This is a genomic window from Caldalkalibacillus uzonensis (assembly GCF_030814135.1).
Taxonomy (GTDB): Bacteria; Bacillota; Bacilli; order Caldalkalibacillales; family Caldalkalibacillaceae; genus Caldalkalibacillus; species Caldalkalibacillus uzonensis.
In genome coordinates this window covers 22,747-40,462 of sequence record NZ_JAUSUQ010000006.1, presented here as the reverse complement: position 1 = coordinate 40,462, position 17,716 = coordinate 22,747, and the positions used below count along the sequence as shown (strand labels likewise).

Here is a 17,716-nt window from a genome sequence, read left to right as displayed (position 1 = left end):
TCCTCCTTCTTAGCTATTCATTCTCCAAATAACGCTACTTTTTCGGCTTAACCAGCAAGTAACCTTTCATCTCTTGATGCAAAGCAGAACAGAAGTTGGTACAATACAGCGGGTAGGTTCCGGCTTTATCAGCGGTAAATTCCAGCGTCACCGTCTCCCCGGGCTGGATTTCCATGGTGAGATCATAATCACTGATCCCCAGTCCGTGGGTGATATCCTGGTCAAGATCAATATTGGTCAAATGGATGAACACCCTGTCCCCTTCTTCGACCTCAATGACGTCTTTGCGCTTAGCGTTAGCATCAAAGATATACTTGGAACGCATGGCAATTCCGTAGACATGGACTTCGTTGCCTTTGCGTTCAATGCGGGCGTCTTCTTGCCGCCAGACAGAGTTAGGCCGGCCTTCATCTTTTTCAAACACATGAATCGGGTTGATTTTATCTGCACTGATAATTTGGGCATAGTGGGGTTCAGGATCAACCGGCACGGTTAAAACCACTTCCATCTTGTCTCCGGAAATATCGATCAGCTGCATGGACTCAGGATGGGAGGGCCCCACGGACAAGAAGTTGTCCTTGGCCATTTTATTCAGTGAAACCAGCCACTCACCCTTTGGTGACTTGGTATCCCCTTCAGCAGCCACCAAGTGTCCCGGAGAGTAATGGACATCCACGCGGTCCACCACTTCACCTGTTTCATAATTCCATTTGATCACTTCAGAAGAAATGAACATGGAACTGTAAGCATAACCTTGATCATCAAAAGTGGTGTGCAAAGGACCCAGCGCATTCTCTGGATTAACTTCCCGGACCATCACCGACTCATAATCTAGAACAGGAATACCAAACTTTTCATCTACAAATTTTTCTTTCTCAATGGCCTCAAATGCTTTTTCAAAAGAGAACACCGTTAACAAAGGCGCCAATTTTCCGGAAGAGATGAAGTATTTTCCATCCGGCGTCACATCCACACCATGGGGGGATTTGGCTGCGGGAACTAAATAGATACCTCCCTTATGCTTCAGCGGATCAATCACTTTGATCCCATCAATGAGATCATACTCACCTTGCTCAATCTTCTTTTCCAGTTCCCTCCAGTTAAAGAGCACCAGATAGTCCCTGTCAAATTGGGATGCATTAATTTCCAAATCAGTCGTTGCTAATTCCGTATTGTATGTGGTAATGACCGCCCAATCAGCGGAAATTCCTTTGCCTGTATCGGCTACATCATAAGAATAGGGAGGTAAAGCCACTTGGTAAGCCAGCTCCAGTTTTTGTGTCTCTTCGTCAAATGTGACAGCAGACATGACACCTTTGAATTTTTTCTCATAATCATCTAAAGAGGCATATTCATGCCCAAAAGGAACGGAAAAACGGGTGGGCAAGAAAATATATTCCGTGTTTTCGGTCACAAAGGCGGAACAGTGCGGTCCCCCCGTATTGGGTACCTTCAACATATCCTTAACCATAAATGTCTTTAAGTCCAGTACAGCAATGCGGTTATTAGCCACATCGGTGGCGAAGAGCCATTTACCATCATATTCCCCCTCGGTCAAGGACAGGGCAGGGTGGTGAAAGTCTCCCCAGGTATATCCACCCAGCATCTCTTTTGTTTTCTGGTTAAAGCCATAACCAGTGGCTGGATCAGGGGTAAAGACTGGGACCGTCCTAATCCTGCGCATGGAAGGAATTCCATACACATAGAGCTGTCCCGAATGTCCTCCTGAGGCTATCAAATAATAATCATCATGTTCACCAAGAGGGACGTAAACCTTTTCAGCCGCACTGTTTACTCCGGCTGTTGAATACGGACCGTACGTGGTAAACTCAGCAAAGAATAAGGTCGCCACCAAAACGCCAGCCAACAAACCTGCCAGCACAGGAATAAGTTGTTTTTTCATGACCTGCGCCCTCCTCCTATTGTTTTTCAGCTGCTTCTTTCAAAAGGGAAACCAGCGCTTCGATATCCTCATCTGTTAATGGGTTGGATTCTATCACACCGGACATCACGGCTGAGGACGGTGCCTGTAAATATTCCTCCAGTTTTTTCCCATGTTTTCCTTCTACCACATAGTAAGCATCAGATAAATCAGGTCCGGCTGTACCTCCCTGAATCCCCAAGGAAGAAACGGCATGACAGTTGAGGCAACCCAAACGCTCCAAAGGCTCCCCAGACTGTGCATCTACCATTTCACCAATACTTTGTTCACCTCCCTCATCTTCCACTTCATTACCAACCACGGAACCCTGGTCAGACCCTGTTGAGCTTCCTGAGTATTGAAAAAATAAGTAGGTTCCGCCAAACGCAACCAAAAAGCTGATCAAAAAAGCGATGATCTTGCTCTTCATCTGCGGGCTCCTTTCCAGGCATGATATATGATGCTGTCACGTTCAAGTTAACTCTTTAAATATGAAAGTAACGTGATTGTGGTCACAGTTCACATATATTCCAATTTTTAGACACACAACAGCCACTGATTATCCATGTTTTGTTCACAAACTGCAGTTGTAAATCAAAATGCTGATGTTGCAAAATGTTTTTCACATCCTCTATCTGCTCCTTGGTTCTATTCAACGCTCCACAGCCTCTACATGCCTGGGCTTCCACATCACTTCCCTTCTGAGTCCTATCCACCGTTACATTGGTGATAACGAACGTATCACTTGTCCGATGACTATTTTCACATTTAAAAATGGTTGAAATGTGGCTAATTAGAGGAGGTTTTGTGAAACCAAACTTTGCTGTGAGTACACTCACACTCCCTTTCTAAGGTGTGTTTATACATTAGGAGTGAAGAGAGGCCACTCAGCCTGCTCTTAAAAAACTAAATGCTTAAAAATAAAAAAATTAAAACATCCACACTAAGAGGAGGCGTATGGAAATGTCCAGAGAAAAATGGCAGTTGTGTGTCCTGTTGGCTATTTTGCTTGTTTTTGTTGCTCTTGCTCCTGTCTCTCAGGCTTGTGACTTCTGTAATGTGAAGTTTATGGAAATGCAAGAAGAGAAGGCTGAAACATCCCTGCAAGCCAGGGAAATACTAGATCTTGTCAGGGGAGATAATGCACCTTACAGAGTCACGCCCTTGACGACAGATAACAAGCAGCCTGACAAGGCAGATGAACAGGAGCCAATTGAAATTTTGCAACCCATGAACGACAAGCAGAATGGGTGTACAGGTTGTGACGGCCTTCCTCCCACCAGTTATGTTCCGCAAGATGTGGAGCCGGACAAAAAGTTTACGCTGACGTTAAAAGAAGGGGACGTTTATCTAGGTAAAGGCGTACTGTACAGCGGTTTTACTATCGACGATAAAATTCCCGGACCTACCTTGATCGTTAAGCAAAACGACATTGTTGAGATTGAAGTGGTCAACACCGGCAAGATTCCCCACGGCATGTCCATCCATGCCGCTTACACTCAAACGTCTAAATATGTAGGCCAGATTGGAGCCGGGGAAACAAAGAGCATCAAGTTCAAGGTTACTTATCCTGGTGTCTATATGTATCATTGTGCCCCGGGTGGTCATGCTATCCCCATGCATACCTTGTTTGGACAGTATGGGATGCTGGTGGTACTGCCAGATGATGGATATGAACTGGAAAAAAGGGGCGAAAAACCGGATGTAGAGCTGTATCTGATCCAACACGAAATGTACAAAACAGGTAAGGATGCTATTATGGGAGATCCTCTGTATGTGCTGTTTAACGGCCAGCTGTTTCGTTATGTTGAAGACCCGATCAAAGTGCGCCCCGGTGATAATGTACGCATTTATTTTCTTAACGTTGGACCTAACATCATATCTACATTGCACATCGTTGGCGTAGTCTGGGATCATGTCTATTGGCAAGGCCATCCCGATAATGTATTTGTTGGCGGCCAGACAGTACTGGCAGGACCATCTGATTCCTGGGTGATAGACTTTAGAATCCCTGAAGATGAGGGCAACTATCTCTTAGTCACCCATGCTTTTGGAAGTGCTACCAGAGGAGCGATCGGTGCATTTTCAGCCAGTTACGATCATGAAGAAGTGGTCAGCGTCATCCTGGCTGACGGACCGACCTATACAGAAGAGGAGTTGGCCGAGTTCCGTGAATTGGCAGAGCGCATTATCTCACCTTATGAACCTACCGATATCGATGAACCATTTATTATCACACCAGAGCAGCAAAAGGCTACGGTAGAAATTATCGGCAATTCCTTCTACCCCAAGGTGTTGAAAGTGCCTGTAGGAACAGAGGTTGAATGGATCAATGAAGATATCTTTACCTATGCTGAGGGCGAGTTTGCGGGTATCCATGATGTAGCGGCCACCTCAGGACCTGAAATGTTTGCCTCACCGTTGTTGGGACATGGCGAGAAGTTTAGCTATACCTTCACAGAAGTAGGCGAATATGAATATATTTGTATTCCCCATCCCTACATGAAAGGAAAAGTAATCGTTTACGATTCAGATGAGAAAAGCGGTTCACAACAAGCAAGCTTTAACATGTGGTATGCACTGCCGCTAGCTCTTGCCGGGATGATTGTATTGCCCATTATCATCCGCAAATTCCGCTCCTAAATCCTGTTATGAGTAAAATAAGGCTCCTCAGCTTCTTCCCTATTGACAAAGGTTTGAAGGTGATCGGGGCCTTCTGTTTGTCTGTCATTGCAATTTATTTTTTATTTGCTCGTGTTGTACTTTTTTATAAATAAGCATATGATCACTGCAATAATAACCGGAATCCCGGTCCAAAGACAAATACGAAAGAGGGTTATAAAGTACTGTCTTATTGACTCGGGATTAAACATCCATACGGCTGACACGGTTAAGCAATGTAAACCGATAAAAACCAATACAACGGCGATAATCCACTCTAACCCTCTCATTTCTGCCCCTCATTCCTGTCTTGCTTTTTTGCCGACACTGGAAAATCAACCTCAAAACGGGTCCCTTTTCCGGGCTGACTTGAAACCATAATAACTCCACCATGCAATTCGACCAGCTTCTTTACAATCGCTAATCCCAGACCTGAACCGCCATGCTGACGTGACCGGGATTTTTCTACGCGGTAAAACCGTTCAAATATATAAGGCAGCTCCTCTTCTGGTATCCCTCTGCCTGTATCTTCAACAATCGTTCTGATGATTTTCTGACCAACAAGCTTGGCTTGAACAGACACAGTTCCTGCATCTGTATAACGAATGGCATTCTCCACTAAGTTTAAAAAGATTTGTTCCAGTCGTAAGCCGTCACCATATAATAAGGGAAGATCGTCCTCAATATCAACCTGAATAAGCAATCCTTTCTCTTTGGCTTTTAATGAGGTTTTGGATAAGACACTTTCCAACACTTCCGCAATGTCCACCCATTGGAAATTTAAACTGATTCTTCCTTCCTCCATTTTAGCCAGTTCAGATAAGTCATTAATCAATTGGTTCAACCGTTTGGTCTCTTTGTGGATAATATCCAAGTATTTATCCCTTGCCTCTGCAGATTGATACAACCCTTCTTTTAATACTTTGGCGTACCCTTCCAAATAGGTGAGAGGTGTCCGCAATTCATGGGAAATATTGGCCAAGAATTCTCTCCTCGTATCTCTGTAGCGTTTTAAATCCCTGGCTAAATCGTTAATCGCCATCGCTAGTGAACCTATTTCATCTGTTGTACCAACTTCCACCCGGGTCTCCAATTTCCCTTTGGCAATTTTGCGTGCTGCCGTTTCCATTTGAAGCAACGGTCGGGACAAAGACCTGGATAACACCATTGTAAACCCTAAAGCAATAAAAAAAGCACCAAAACCTGCAAGGACTAACAAATTCCGAACCCCACGAAGGGACTGGTAAATCCCTTCTATGGATGATAAGACAAAAACCCCTCCATAGAATGACTGTTGATCCATGATCGGGGTACCGGTCATATAATACGGTGTACCCTCCGGATCTGTATAGGTTGTTTGGATGGTTTGTCCAAGGGCAAGAGCATCTAATTTTTCCATCATGATTGAATCGCCCTTATTAAGACCCGGGACATTGGCAACAGCGCTGACTTGTCCTTCAGGATTGATAATAAATACTCTTGCTTGAGAAAATTGGGCCATCATTTCAATCATCGGTATCATCATCTCGTTACGATTATTGGCAAGCAGTTGGGCATATTGCGCTGAAAGTCGGCTGGTTTCCTCTTGGACTTTGGTATAATAAAAACCAGAAAAAATCTGGTTGATAACAAATCCCAAGGGAAGTAAAAGGACGAGAAAGAAAAGCATCATAGCAACACCTAATTTAATATCAATCCGATTGAGGTTCATGTCTGCCCTTCACGTCCCTTAAACTTGTAGCCTACTCCCCATACTGTCTGGATGGGATTATAGGACAGGCCCGCTTGACGAAACTTAGCCCGTATACTTTTAATATGGGTATCAACCGTTCGTTCATCCCCAATATAATCTTCTCCCCAAATGTGGTACAGCAAATGTTCCCGGGTAAATACGCGTTCAGGATGACTGGCCAGTAATAATAACAGGCTAAACTCTTTTGGCGTAAAATGAACAGGTTGTCCGGCAACGATCACTTTTCTTCCTGCCGGATCGATTTTTAACTTACGAAACGTTAATATCCCTTTATTTAACTGTGCTTCGCCCCTGTAAGCCCTTCTAAGCAAAGCATGAACCCGGGCAACGAGCTCCTCCGCTTCAAACGGCTTGGTCAAGTAGTCATCCGCTCCGACATTAAGCCCATCAACCTTATCCTTTGTGTCTGTTCGAGCCGTCAACATGAGGATAGGTGTCTGCTTTGTTTGGCGAATCTTTGCACATACATCCAAACCATCCATATCCGGCATCATTAAATCAAGAATAATCAAGTCCACATTTTGTTGTTCTATCAGTTCTAATGCTTCCTGTCCATTTTTGGCTTCACTCACTTGAAATCCTGCTTTAGTCAAATGAATGCGCAACAGGTTTCTCATGTTCCATTCATCGTCAACAATAAGAATATGAAACTTGTTCACTTCAATCCCTCATTTTTTAAACCCTGTTTTATATTTCTTATTTTAAATCTAAAATGTGATAAAAATGTGATGATCATGGGCCTTCTTCCACCACCATACCGTGCGATGGATGTGGTGCATCATCTAATCCTTTCTTAACTTCTGTTCCCTCCATTTTGTAGATCTGAATAAGAAAGAAGCAAACAATAATAAAGAGCAGAGAAGGTTTGGACAACATGATTTTGACCCATCCCGTTTGCTTTGATCTACGCTCATGAAGATCTGCTTCCTGGTGAAGCAGCAAATAAATAATAAAATACATTCCCATTGACAACACAAAAATAATTTTAATCATAGACAGGCCATGTTCAGGAGGGATCATGGCGCCAGTCATGGCTCCCATCATCCCACCCATAATCCCAGATGAAATCCCATCCACTATGGCCACCAAACCAAAAGGACTTCCTGCCAAAAGACCAAAGATCATCCCGACCAACATGCCCATGATGATTGCTTGTAAAAAATAGTCCCCTTGGGCAATACCTAAAACCATGCCTATACCTAGCCCGCTGGTCATGCCAATCCCCATGGCAGCCACCATACCGGCCATTCCTGTAATGTGACGATGAAACACAAAAGCAAAACAGATGACCCACAAAACGGCGATGATATACATACTAACCAAGGGTATATGATCATACATCTTTCATACCACCTATTCTTTCAATATCTATATTATAGATATGATCAGATACCCCGACTATGTCCACAGTGAATCTAATACGTGGAGGCAATGATGACTGCATCTTGTCATTCTCTACTGACTTATTTGTGATATGCAAGAAATGACACCTCATTGGTTTCTTCCTGCTTCACAACCGATTTAAGATAGCGTCCAGTACAAAATAATGTCATGAATACCAAGCACAATGAAAATGATACCAGTCATGACCTGAATGATGCGTGCCACTTTTTTTGATTTCTTCATAAAGGCACGATCCACTCCAAAGCTAAAAGCCAGCACGAAGAAAAGCAACACGGGGATAAACGTACCAATAGAAAACAATAATGGTAGTATAAATCCATATCCCGTGATCCCTAACACCAAAGGCATCAATAAACCAAAAAAGATTAAAAACATAGTGGGGCAAAAGGCGAGAGACAATAAAACTCCCAAAGAGAAAGCCCGCTTATTGCCGGAAAACTTCTCGGTTAGGCCTCGATATTTAAGTAATCTTTCCGTAAATAGTCCCCTGATTTTAATCCAACCAACAAAATAAAGACCCGTGATCAAAAACAATGGACCAATTATTTTTCGAGTAGCCTGAAAAACCGGAATGGTCAAAGCTTCGAGCTCTTTGCCCATCCACAGAACCAATAATCCTAATAAAAAATACACGAAAGTTTTCCCTGCAAAAAAACTCACGATTTCGGTGAGCCATTTCTTACCTTGTGCCATTCGGTTTGTCGTATACGAGATGGCCCCCATGTTAGCTGAAATCTGGCAAGGGGCTACAGCACCTAATATCCCTAACAATAAGGCTCCAAGAATCGGAGTTTGTTGAGAATGATAAAGATTACTTAAGGGCTCACTGATAAAAGATAACCATTGCACAAACTGAATATACCAATCCATAGTGTACTGCTCCTTTGAACTTGTCGTCTCGTTTCTCAAATGACTTTGTTATCTACTATAAACATTAAATGTGATAAAACTATGAAGACTATATTAACATTATGGAATTTCTATCCAAATCATGGAAGCTACAAGTATAGGAAGACCATTCATGATTTAACTTAGCATGTTTTCAATCATCTATTTTCATTCAAAGCTTCAATCATGAGCAAGATCCCATTGTTGTGCTTTTCAACATGAACAATTGTAAAACCTGCTTTTTTTACGGTTTCGAGCGTCTCGCGATTTAAATGGCAACCGTTACAAACTCGTTTCCATACGGGGGTCATCCAATCCTGCAAACGACCTAATAGCGAGTGTTCGGCCCGGACATGTTCGAAAAAGAGAACATGGCCACCCGGCTTACAAACTCTCCGGATTTCATTCAAAGCTTTTTCAGGATTGGGTATTGTACAAAGCACTAAGGTACCTACAACTGTATCAAAAGTATGTTCCGGGAAAGGGAGTGCTTGTGCATCAGCTAAAATGACGTCAATGGGGACTTGGGCATGTTCTGCGCGTTTTAAAGACTTCTTCCTCATGGTAGGATCAGGTTCAATGGCGGTGACTTTTACTGCTTGCGTGTAATACGGAAAGTTCAATCCTGTACCGGAACCGATTTCTAACACATTTCCTTTTGCTTTATGAATAAGCGTTTCTCGAATGTATCGAAACTTGAGTCTTTCTAAAGGTTCCATTACCAGATCATAAAGCTTAGAAAACCACTTTCCCATGATGTTTCACCTCCGAATTGAAAGTTTGTACCGATAGCTAACTTATCTGTGATTCGAATCTTTTATCGTTTGCATTTCTTTTCTTAATTTTTCATTTTGCTCCATCAGTTCATTCATTCTTTTCTGGAGAGATTGCAACTCTTCTTGGTAACTTTGATCGGAAGTAATAATTGGATCCTTTTCTGATTTATTATTTCCCTGTCTACTTTTCTTGCTCACCATAGATATTCCCTTCCAACAAATAACTAAACAAACCGCTTTAATTGCAATTAAGAGTAACAATAATGGATTCAGTGAATGTTACCGAAGACGATTTCTTCTGGTTGGTATGGCAGGAATCTTTCCCACCACCATGCATACCTCAGCCACTGCCTCCGCTTTTTCCAATGCCTCTTAAGCAAGAAAACATCATAAACACCAGCACTAATATTAACACATAGGATAAATATTCGAGTAATGTATCCACGGTACACTCCCCTTTTTCAAAAAAGCTTGATATAGACATCAGTTTTAATCATAATGTTCTAGTGAAAGGTTGAATCACCTTTTTAAATTTTCTACGTTGTTAATAAAAACAGGAGACTGACAGCCAGCCTCCTACTCTCTTGTTTTCAGGTATAATTATTGACCAAGTCCCGCTGCTTTTAACTTTTCTATATCTACGCCCTTACCTTGACAGCAATCCACTAACTTACCGTTAATGGCCACAGCCGGAATCGATTGAATGCCGTACTGCTTTACTTTATTTTCACACTCGTTAGAGTTACATTTATTGTTTAAATCGTAAACAATCACTTCACAGTTGGAACAAGCCAATGCTTTGATCTCTTTTACCACACTATCGCAGAGATAACAGCCTGCTGTAAACACTTCTATACGCCTTTTGCTCATTTTAACTCTCTCCTTCCTGAGATAAACTCTGGATAATTGGACAATCACAAATGGGTCCTTTTCCAGAACACCGTTCTGACAAATCCTGTAAAACAGATTTCATTTTTTCAAGGTCCCGAATCTTTGCCTCAAGGTCATCAAGTTTCTGCTTGGCAAATTGATGGACTTCATGAGCGGTAAAGTGCTCTTCATTTTCAGCGATACGAATCAGTTTTTTAATTTCAGATAATGTAAAACCCAGTTCCTGAGCTCTTTTTATAAACTTGATCTTGTCTACCACGTCTGCCGGAAACATGCGGTATCCCGCTTCTGTCCGCGGTGGCTCCTTAATTAATCCTAGTCTTTCATAATAACGAACCGTCTCTAGATTGACGTTTGATCGTTTGGCCACTTGACCGATCGTTAAGCTCATCTGTTCACCTCCGACTTTAGCATACCATCTGTAGTAAGGTACGGGGTCAATGGTTATGTTTCTTCTTTTTTAAAAAAATGGTTCAAGAAGCATCCCTTATACTTACCATTACCATGAAAAAGGAAGACCACTTTTTGTTGGTCTCCCTTTTCCTGTACGTGGAATCTTATTCTTGTGTGTTTTCTTTTTGGGAATTAGATGACATGAAGTTGAGGCAAGTCTCCATCATTTTTTGTCCTTCAGGAGAGTTCATGGCTTCCATCATTTCCTTCATTCCTTCTCCCATCATGCGCTCCATCATGCTGGACATCCCATGTCCATTCATCATGTTCATCATGCCGTTTCCATTTTCGTTCATCATCCCGCTCATCATACCCATGCCACCGGTTCCTTCAGATGGTGAAGCAAAAACCGTCCCTCCTACCACCAATACGGCTGCTAGAGCAAATGACATGACCAACATCAGTTTTTTGTTTTGCATTTGCGTCTCCTCCTTTCTTGTTTCAGTAAAAATATACCCAAAAGATTTGATAAAACTGTGATGAAGATATGAAGAAATCATGTTTTAACGTAATGGTTTCCCGTTTTCAGCAATTTGAATCCAGTTCTCTCCGCCATCTGCCGTTTGAAACAGATGCTCTTCTCCGGTTCCTACCGTATAGACCCCTTCTTCACTTGGATGCACTGCAATATGCGTCACTGCATCATTGCCTTCTAACACCAGATTTAATGAATCCCATGTTTCTCCGAAATCATGACTGATCATCAGCCCTGGAGATTGTCCGTATAAATAGACAATAATCATACCAGATTGTTGGGATACTCCTTTTCCGCTGACAAAGGTTTGTTCGTTACTTTTAAGTTCCCATGTTTTTCCGCCATCCTCTGACTTGAAAATGCCCCGCTGAGTGCCTGCCAAAACAGACTCTGGGTTACCAGGGTCGGAAACCAAGGCAAAAACTGTGGCAAAATCCTCTGGTAAACCTTTAGTTTCTAGAACTTCCCAATTAAACCCGCCATCCGTTGACCGGTACAAGCCCGATCCATGTGCATCAATCCCATAGATCACATCGGGGTCACTGGCATTCACTTCCATGACATGAAAATCAACTTCCCCATGTAAGGCAATGGGTTCCCATGTTTTGCCCCGATCTTTACTGATAATGACACCTAAGGGATCTTGAAAGTCAGAAGCCTTAGCGGGATGACCGCTTGAAATCATCGTCTCTTCATCCCGAAATGTAAAGGACATTAAATCGTGTCGATGTTCAGCTGAGCTCGTCCAGTTCCATTGTCCCTCATCATCGATTCGAATCAGACCATGATGTGTACTTAGATAGAGATCATAAGGCTCTTGTGGATCATAGGATAGCCCGTGTACATGCATAAAGGAGTCTACGCTCTCCCCTACATCCACGGAATCCTTGTCGTTTTGAGCACATGCTGTTAATATAACCAGTAATGAAAGTGTAATGAATAGTCTGACCTTCTTGTACATCTATGACTAATCTCCCTTCATTTATTTTAAATATCAAAATCGTGGTTGTTGTGACTCACATTTTGCTCATCCTCTAGAAGCTGTACCCCTTGGAGACGAGCTGGCTTGATTTTCTTACTTTTGGAAAGTTCTGCGCCAGATCGAGTACAACATGTATACCGCGGCCAGGGACAAAATGATTTTTCCTTGCCATTCAAATTGTGTCACCTGGTACACCGAATAGGCTTCGATTAACAGGGCTGGTATTTTACCAATCGTACTGGCCATGGCAAACAGCAAAAATGAGATGTTTCCAATGGCGGCTGCAAAGGTGACCAAACTGGAAGGAACAAACGGCAAGAGACGCAAGGAAAAGACCAGAAAAAATGCTTCCTTGCCTCGGCTGTTAAGCAAACGTCTCACTCTGGGATACTTTTGTACATGTTTCTGCGACATCTTCCGAAACCCTTTGCGGTATAGATAGAAGGCCACCATTGCCCCGGCTGACTCTCCAATAAAGGAAATGAGTGTCCCTTTCCAGAATCCAAAGAAGACTAAGTTCGCCGCTGTTAAAAAGAAACTGGGGATCACCCCCAGCACAGCAATGATCACATTGAGCAGGATGCTGATCACAAAGGCAACCTGTTCATATTTCTCAAAGTAGACGAGAATATATCCTTCCATAAGCCGCTCCTACAACTAAGATTATATACGTCAAGCACGGCTCCCTGCCTGAAGGAGCCTTCCATTCTTTTTGTTTCCGTGTCTTATTTGCCCCAAACCCTACTCCGGTTTGTTGGGAATATGAGGGTCTGGTGTGAAATTGGATTCGTAGTCTGTATACTGAACTTTGGCCACCATGCCAGCGCTGGCGTGGTGCAGTTCATGACAATGGAACATCCAATTGCCCGGATTGTCAGCCACGAAGACAATCTCATAGGTCTCATTGGGACGTACATTTAACGTTTCTTTTTTAACAGGTGAACCTGATACCAGTTCCCCATTGCGGGAAGTGACATAGAAAAAGTGGCCGTGCAGGTGCATGGGATGGTCCACGTCTGTTTTGTTTACAATGGTCATTTTAACCACATCGCCCTGTTGAACGTCATACACCTCGTGGCCATCCACTTCCTCAGTATTCATCTGTTTGCCGTTGATGGTGAAAGTTTCTCCGCCATCATCTGAACCCAGAATCATGTTGTACTCCTTGGTCACGTCACCAAGTTCAATCTCCAGCGGAGCACCGTAGGCGGTCAAGTCAAAGAATGTTTCAAAGTCATCAGCGGCCACAACAGTTTCGCTCTCATAGCCGTCATAGATGAGAGGAATAATGACCTGCAACTGGTCCGGGTTCCGTTCGGCATAGACTCGGATGTCCCATGCACCCGGCTGGTTCATGCTTAATTCGATATCAAAGCGTTCAGCCGGAGCAATGCGGATAGCCTGGCCAGAGATCCATTCTGGTTGATTCACTTCCTGCCCGTCATAATGGGTCACCTTAAACTCATGGCCCGGAATGGTAATCACTTGCGTGAAAAGGCCTGTATTGACAAACCGCAACTTAACCATGTCCCCTTCCTGTACCTTAATCGGTTCAATGGCTTGACCAGCTTTACCATTAATGAGTAAGGTATCGTACATCATTTTCATCATCTCATCATGGGACATCTCATCTTGATGCATGCCGTGGTCCCTCTTACCATGACCCATGTGACCCTCTCCATTGTCTTCCCCATGATGCATGCCATTGTGATCCATGTTGCCGTGATCACCGTGTTCCATTTCACCATGTTCCATCTCTACGTGCACCATGCCCACGGAAGACCAATCATCAATCATGATCACCTGATCAAGATCGTAATCTGGTTGGTCCTTAGGCTCCACAATAAAGGCACCATACAATCCTTTTTCCACCTGATTAGCTCCGTCCTGGTGGGAATGATACCAGTAAGTCCCTGGAGCATCGGCCACAAATTCATAGACGAACTCCTCTCCTGGCATCACCGCATTTTGAGTGATGCCCGGCACGCCATCCATCTCATTGGGAACAGGAACTCCATGGAAATGGACAGCTGTCGGCACATCAAGTTCATTATTAAAGCGGACAACCACATGGTCTCCTTCACGGACACGAATTTCTTTTCCTGGCAGAGAACCGTTGTAAGACCAAATGTCTTCCATCAGCTCATCGTTAAACATCCACTGGGTTTCTGTCGCTTTTAAATTAATCACAACTTTTCCATCTTCTTCCTTGATCGAGTCTTCATGGGTCTTCTCTTCAGGATCATGGCTGACCTGTTTAGCATCATCTGCAATAGGTACACTGCAACCAACAAGCACTATGATTAACCCTATTGTTATGAGTGTTGCCTTCAAGAATGTATTCATCTGGCCCCTCTTCCTTTCTTGTTAAGTCAGCTATTGTTTTGCAACATCTATCATAAACAAAAATTGTGAAGAAAATATGAAGAAAGCGATCATAACCAGAGTTGACATTGTTGTCACCTTTTAATAGTTAAAAAATTTAACCGCTAACGATCACAACAAGGGGGAAAACAATCTAGCCACCGATTCATAGAGACGGTGATGAAATTTGCGCTGCCGGTAGCGGTTCAACATCACCTGTTGCGAATCGGAGATATCCTGCCTAAAGTCTTCCACCAGCCGTTTCACACTGTGATTACGGTACAAAAAAGCATTGACCTCAAAATTAAGGTGAAAACTGCGCATATCCATATTGGCCGAGCCAATTGAGGCCAGTTCTTCGTCTACAATGACGACCTTGCTGTGCATAAATCCTTTTTGATAGAGATAGATTTCCACTCCTGCCTCCAATAATTCGGTGAAATAGGAGCGGGTCGCCCAAAACACAATCTTATGATCCGGCTTGCTGGGTAGGATCAGTTTCACCTGCACGCCGCTTAAGGCAGCCACTTTCAGCGCACTCAAAATATCTTCATCCGGGATAAAATAAGGGGATGAAATATACACTTTTTCCTTGGCCGAGGTGATCATGGCGAAATAAAGCTTCTTAATCACTTCCCATTCGTGGTCAGGACCACTGGCGATAATTTGGACGCCCCCTTCCTGCTGGCGGTCGTGGTCAATCAAATGGGGGGACAAATAGGGGGGATACAGCAATTTTTCACCGGTCATGTAAAACCAGTCCAGCAAGAAAATCATTTGCAGTGAGCGAACCGCTTCCCCTTCCACTTTCAGATGAGTGTCCCGCCAGTGGCCGAAAAAGGGATCCTTGCCCAAATATTCATCCCCGATATTCAACCCTCCCACAAAGCCCACTTCACCGTCCACCACGACGATTTTACGGTGATTGCGAAAGTTGAGGCGATGATTGAGCAGTGGAAAAGTGACCGGAAAAAACGGCTCCATCTTCACCCGGCCTGTTTTAACTCATCAATGTACCGCTGGGAAAGCTTCCAACACCCCACACTGTCATACAAAAAACGGACTTCCACCCCTTCTTTTGCTTTCTTAATCAAGATGTGCTTCACCCGCTGTCCCAGATCATCATCCCGGACGATATAGTATTCTAAATGAATATGATGTTTGGCCTGGCGCAGAGCAGCCAGCAGCGACTGGAACGTCTCCTCTCCATCCGTCAGCACCTCAGTTTTACTTTGAAAAGAGATGGGCGCATTGCTAATCCGGTGAGCAAGTTGGAAAAAACGATACTGATGAGCCGGCACCCCCTCCAAAGCCAGAAGAGAATGGGGGGTAAACCGCTTAAGATGCATAATTTCATCCGCATCGGCTTTTGCTTTTTCCTTGAACATACGCCTGCGTCGGAAATTGCGGCCAAATAAAAAGTAGAACAGAATGCCCACCACGGGAAATACAGCCAGCACAATCAACCAGGTGATGGTGCATCCATTGATCAGCAGGCATAAGTTGTTGACAAATATTTTCCTTTGGCCCATAGTAATAGTCGGGAATATAAATCGTAATTATTATTATTAATGTTGGGAGTGATACATAATGACTGTAAGCTCCAGAAGTATTCTTAACTTTTTGGCAATCTCACTTGCTCTCTTATTGTTACTGGCTGCCTGCAGTTCATCAGAAACGCACTCATCGAGTGAAACTGAAACCAGTGCACAAAGTGAAAGGGAAAAAACCGTAACCATTATGTACAGCTTTCCTTCCAGCAGCTTGGATCCCCATCAAGAATGGGTCACGTTGCGGGCGGGGATCACTGAAACCCTTGTGCGGCTAAACGAAAAGCTGGAACTGGAACCTTGGCTGGCAACAGAGTGGGCCCAACAGGACGAACTCACCTGGGTTTTCACCATCCGGGAGGGGGTGACCTTTCACGATGGAACGCCGTTAACAGCTGAGGAGGTCAAAGCTTCTTTAGAGCGGGGGTTGGAGGTCAATCCGTCTCTACAAACCACGCTCAAAATCGATTCCTTGGAGGCGGACGGACAGAAACTGATGATTAAGACAACCGAGCCTTATCCGGCTTTGCCCTCAGAACTGGTGAACCCTAACACTTCTATTGTTAAGGTGGACACCACTGACTTGGATCGTGCTCCCGTCGGCACTGGTCCTTTTAAGGTCGAATCCTTTGCTCCTGATGTGGAAATCGGGTTGGTACGGTTTGATGAGTATTGGGCTGGCCCTTCCCCGCTTGAGAAAGCCAAGTTTGTAATTAATTCGGATGCCAATGTCAGAGCACTGGCGTTACAGTCCCATGAGGCTGATATCGTTTATCACCTTCCGGTAGAAAGTTTAGAGGTTATTGAGCAACAGGAAGAATTAACTGTTCAATCTGTTTCCAGCTTGAGAGCCCATTTCTTAATCTTTAATCATGAACAGCCTCACATGCAAAATGAAAAAGTGCGTCAGGCCATCGATCTATTGATTGACCGGGGCACGATTAGTCATCAAGTGATGCAAGGGCATGCCACCCCGGCCAATGGTCCCTTCCATCCTGATTTCCCCTTTAGTGCCGGGGAAACTGCCCCTGCTTTCGACCCCGAACAGGCCCGAGCACTGCTAGAAGCAGCAGGATGGGAGTTAGATGATACGGGCCAACTGGTCAAAGAGGGAAAGCCCTTGTCATTAAACCTGTTAACTTATCAAAGTAGACCTGAGTTACCGCTGATCGCCCAACTCCTTCAAGCCGAGGCTGCCAAAATTGGCATGACCATTAACATTCAGTCCGTGGACAACATCGACACCTATCTGCATGAACACCATGATTGGGACTTGGCCACTTACAGCAGCTTGACCGCTCCCAGAGGTGACGGGGGATACTTCCTCAATGTGGCCTATACAGCAGAAGGTGCCCTTAATGCAGGAGGCATTGAGGATACTGCCTTAAGCGAGATCATTGCTCAGCTTAACCAAACGAGTGATCCCGAACAACGGCACCGTTTGACACAGGAAGCTGTGCAAATCATTCAGGATAAAACCTTACATGCCTTTATCATTTACCCCCATATTGTGGTTGGGATTAATAACCGGGTGCTGAATTGGTCACCGGGGGCTGAGGAATATTACATGCTCACCCACCAGCTGGATGTGAGATAAC

Annotated in this window: 16 protein-coding genes and 1 pseudogene; 2 read left to right on the top strand and 15 right to left on the bottom strand. The window is 43.9% G+C overall.

Features of this window, described 5'->3' with window-relative positions:
* Positions 1-34 precede the first annotated feature (34 nt).
* Positions 35-1,903, bottom strand: a complete 1,869-nt coding sequence (gene nosZ / locus J2S00_RS09115; protein WP_307338496.1) for a Sec-dependent nitrous-oxide reductase — start codon at positions 1,901-1,903, stop codon at positions 35-37.
* Between the two features lie 16 nt (positions 1,904-1,919).
* On the bottom strand, positions 1,920-2,351 hold the full coding sequence (locus J2S00_RS09110) for a cytochrome c family protein (protein WP_307338494.1): 432 nt from the start codon (positions 2,349-2,351) through the stop codon (positions 1,920-1,922).
* Positions 2,352-2,884: 533 nt separating this feature from the next.
* Between J2S00_RS09110 and J2S00_RS09105 the strand changes: the two genes are divergently transcribed.
* The gene (locus tag J2S00_RS09105) at positions 2,885-4,564 is read left to right on the top strand and encodes a plastocyanin/azurin family copper-binding protein (RefSeq protein WP_307338491.1); all 1,680 of its coding nucleotides are present in this window, start codon (positions 2,885-2,887) and stop codon (positions 4,562-4,564) included.
* Between the two features lie 304 nt (positions 4,565-4,868).
* Here J2S00_RS09105 and J2S00_RS09100 read toward each other — a convergent pair whose 3' ends face one another.
* The 13 genes and pseudogenes from J2S00_RS09100 to cls all read right to left on the bottom strand — a co-directional run.
* Complete coding sequence (locus tag J2S00_RS09100) at positions 4,869-6,293, bottom strand: sensor histidine kinase (RefSeq protein WP_307338488.1); 1,425 nt, start codon at positions 6,291-6,293, stop codon at positions 4,869-4,871.
* Positions 6,290-6,994: a response regulator transcription factor gene (locus J2S00_RS09095; RefSeq protein WP_307338485.1), complete on the bottom strand. Its 705-nt coding sequence runs from the start codon at positions 6,992-6,994 to the stop codon at positions 6,290-6,292. Before J2S00_RS09095 ends, J2S00_RS09100 begins: the two co-directional genes overlap by 4 nt.
* A 73-nt stretch (positions 6,995-7,067) precedes the next feature.
* Positions 7,068-7,676 carry a hypothetical protein gene (locus J2S00_RS09090; protein WP_307338483.1) on the bottom strand — a complete coding sequence of 203 codons (609 nt, stop codon included), beginning with the start codon at positions 7,674-7,676 and terminating at the stop codon, positions 7,068-7,070.
* 180 nt (positions 7,677-7,856) lie between these two features.
* On the bottom strand, positions 7,857-8,609 hold the full coding sequence (locus tag J2S00_RS09085) for an urease accessory protein UreH domain-containing protein (RefSeq protein ID WP_307338480.1): 753 nt from the start codon (positions 8,607-8,609) through the stop codon (positions 7,857-7,859).
* 176 nt (positions 8,610-8,785) lie between these two features.
* Positions 8,786-9,382, bottom strand: coding sequence for a class I SAM-dependent methyltransferase (locus tag J2S00_RS09080; protein WP_307338477.1), 597 nt, complete (start codon positions 9,380-9,382; stop codon positions 8,786-8,788).
* 42 nt (positions 9,383-9,424) lie between these two features.
* Entirely contained in the window at positions 9,425-9,601 is a 177-nt protein-coding gene (locus tag J2S00_RS09075; protein ID WP_307338475.1) for a hypothetical protein, read from the bottom strand.
* Between the two features lie 402 nt (positions 9,602-10,003).
* Entirely contained in the window at positions 10,004-10,273 is a 270-nt protein-coding gene (locus J2S00_RS09070; RefSeq protein WP_007506641.1) for a thioredoxin family protein, read from the bottom strand.
* Between the two features lies 1 nt (position 10,274).
* Positions 10,275-10,685: a MerR family transcriptional regulator gene (locus tag J2S00_RS09065; RefSeq protein WP_307338466.1), complete on the bottom strand. Its 411-nt coding sequence runs from the start codon at positions 10,683-10,685 to the stop codon at positions 10,275-10,277.
* 166 nt (positions 10,686-10,851) lie between these two features.
* Positions 10,852-11,166 carry a hypothetical protein gene (locus tag J2S00_RS09060; RefSeq protein ID WP_007502341.1) on the bottom strand — a complete coding sequence of 105 codons (315 nt, stop codon included), beginning with the start codon at positions 11,164-11,166 and terminating at the stop codon, positions 10,852-10,854.
* Between the two features lie 84 nt (positions 11,167-11,250).
* Complete coding sequence (locus tag J2S00_RS09055; RefSeq protein WP_307338453.1) at positions 11,251-12,183, bottom strand: F510_1955 family glycosylhydrolase; 933 nt, start codon at positions 12,181-12,183, stop codon at positions 11,251-11,253.
* A 114-nt stretch (positions 12,184-12,297) separates the two neighbouring features.
* Complete coding sequence (locus J2S00_RS09050; protein WP_307338451.1) at positions 12,298-12,846, bottom strand: TVP38/TMEM64 family protein; 549 nt, start codon at positions 12,844-12,846, stop codon at positions 12,298-12,300.
* Between the two features lie 99 nt (positions 12,847-12,945).
* Positions 12,946-14,550, bottom strand: a complete 1,605-nt coding sequence (locus J2S00_RS09045) for a multicopper oxidase family protein (protein WP_307338449.1) — start codon at positions 14,548-14,550, stop codon at positions 12,946-12,948.
* A 150-nt stretch (positions 14,551-14,700) separates the two neighbouring features.
* A pseudogene (gene cls, locus J2S00_RS09040) lies at positions 14,701-16,046 on the bottom strand (cardiolipin synthase); the annotation flags it as partial.
* A gap of 112 nt (positions 16,047-16,158) precedes the next feature.
* Here cls and nikA point away from each other — a divergent pair.
* Complete coding sequence (nikA, locus tag J2S00_RS09035; RefSeq protein ID WP_307338447.1) at positions 16,159-17,715, top strand: nickel ABC transporter substrate-binding protein; 1,557 nt, start codon at positions 16,159-16,161, stop codon at positions 17,713-17,715.
* The last annotated feature ends 1 nt before the right edge of the window (position 17,716 follow it).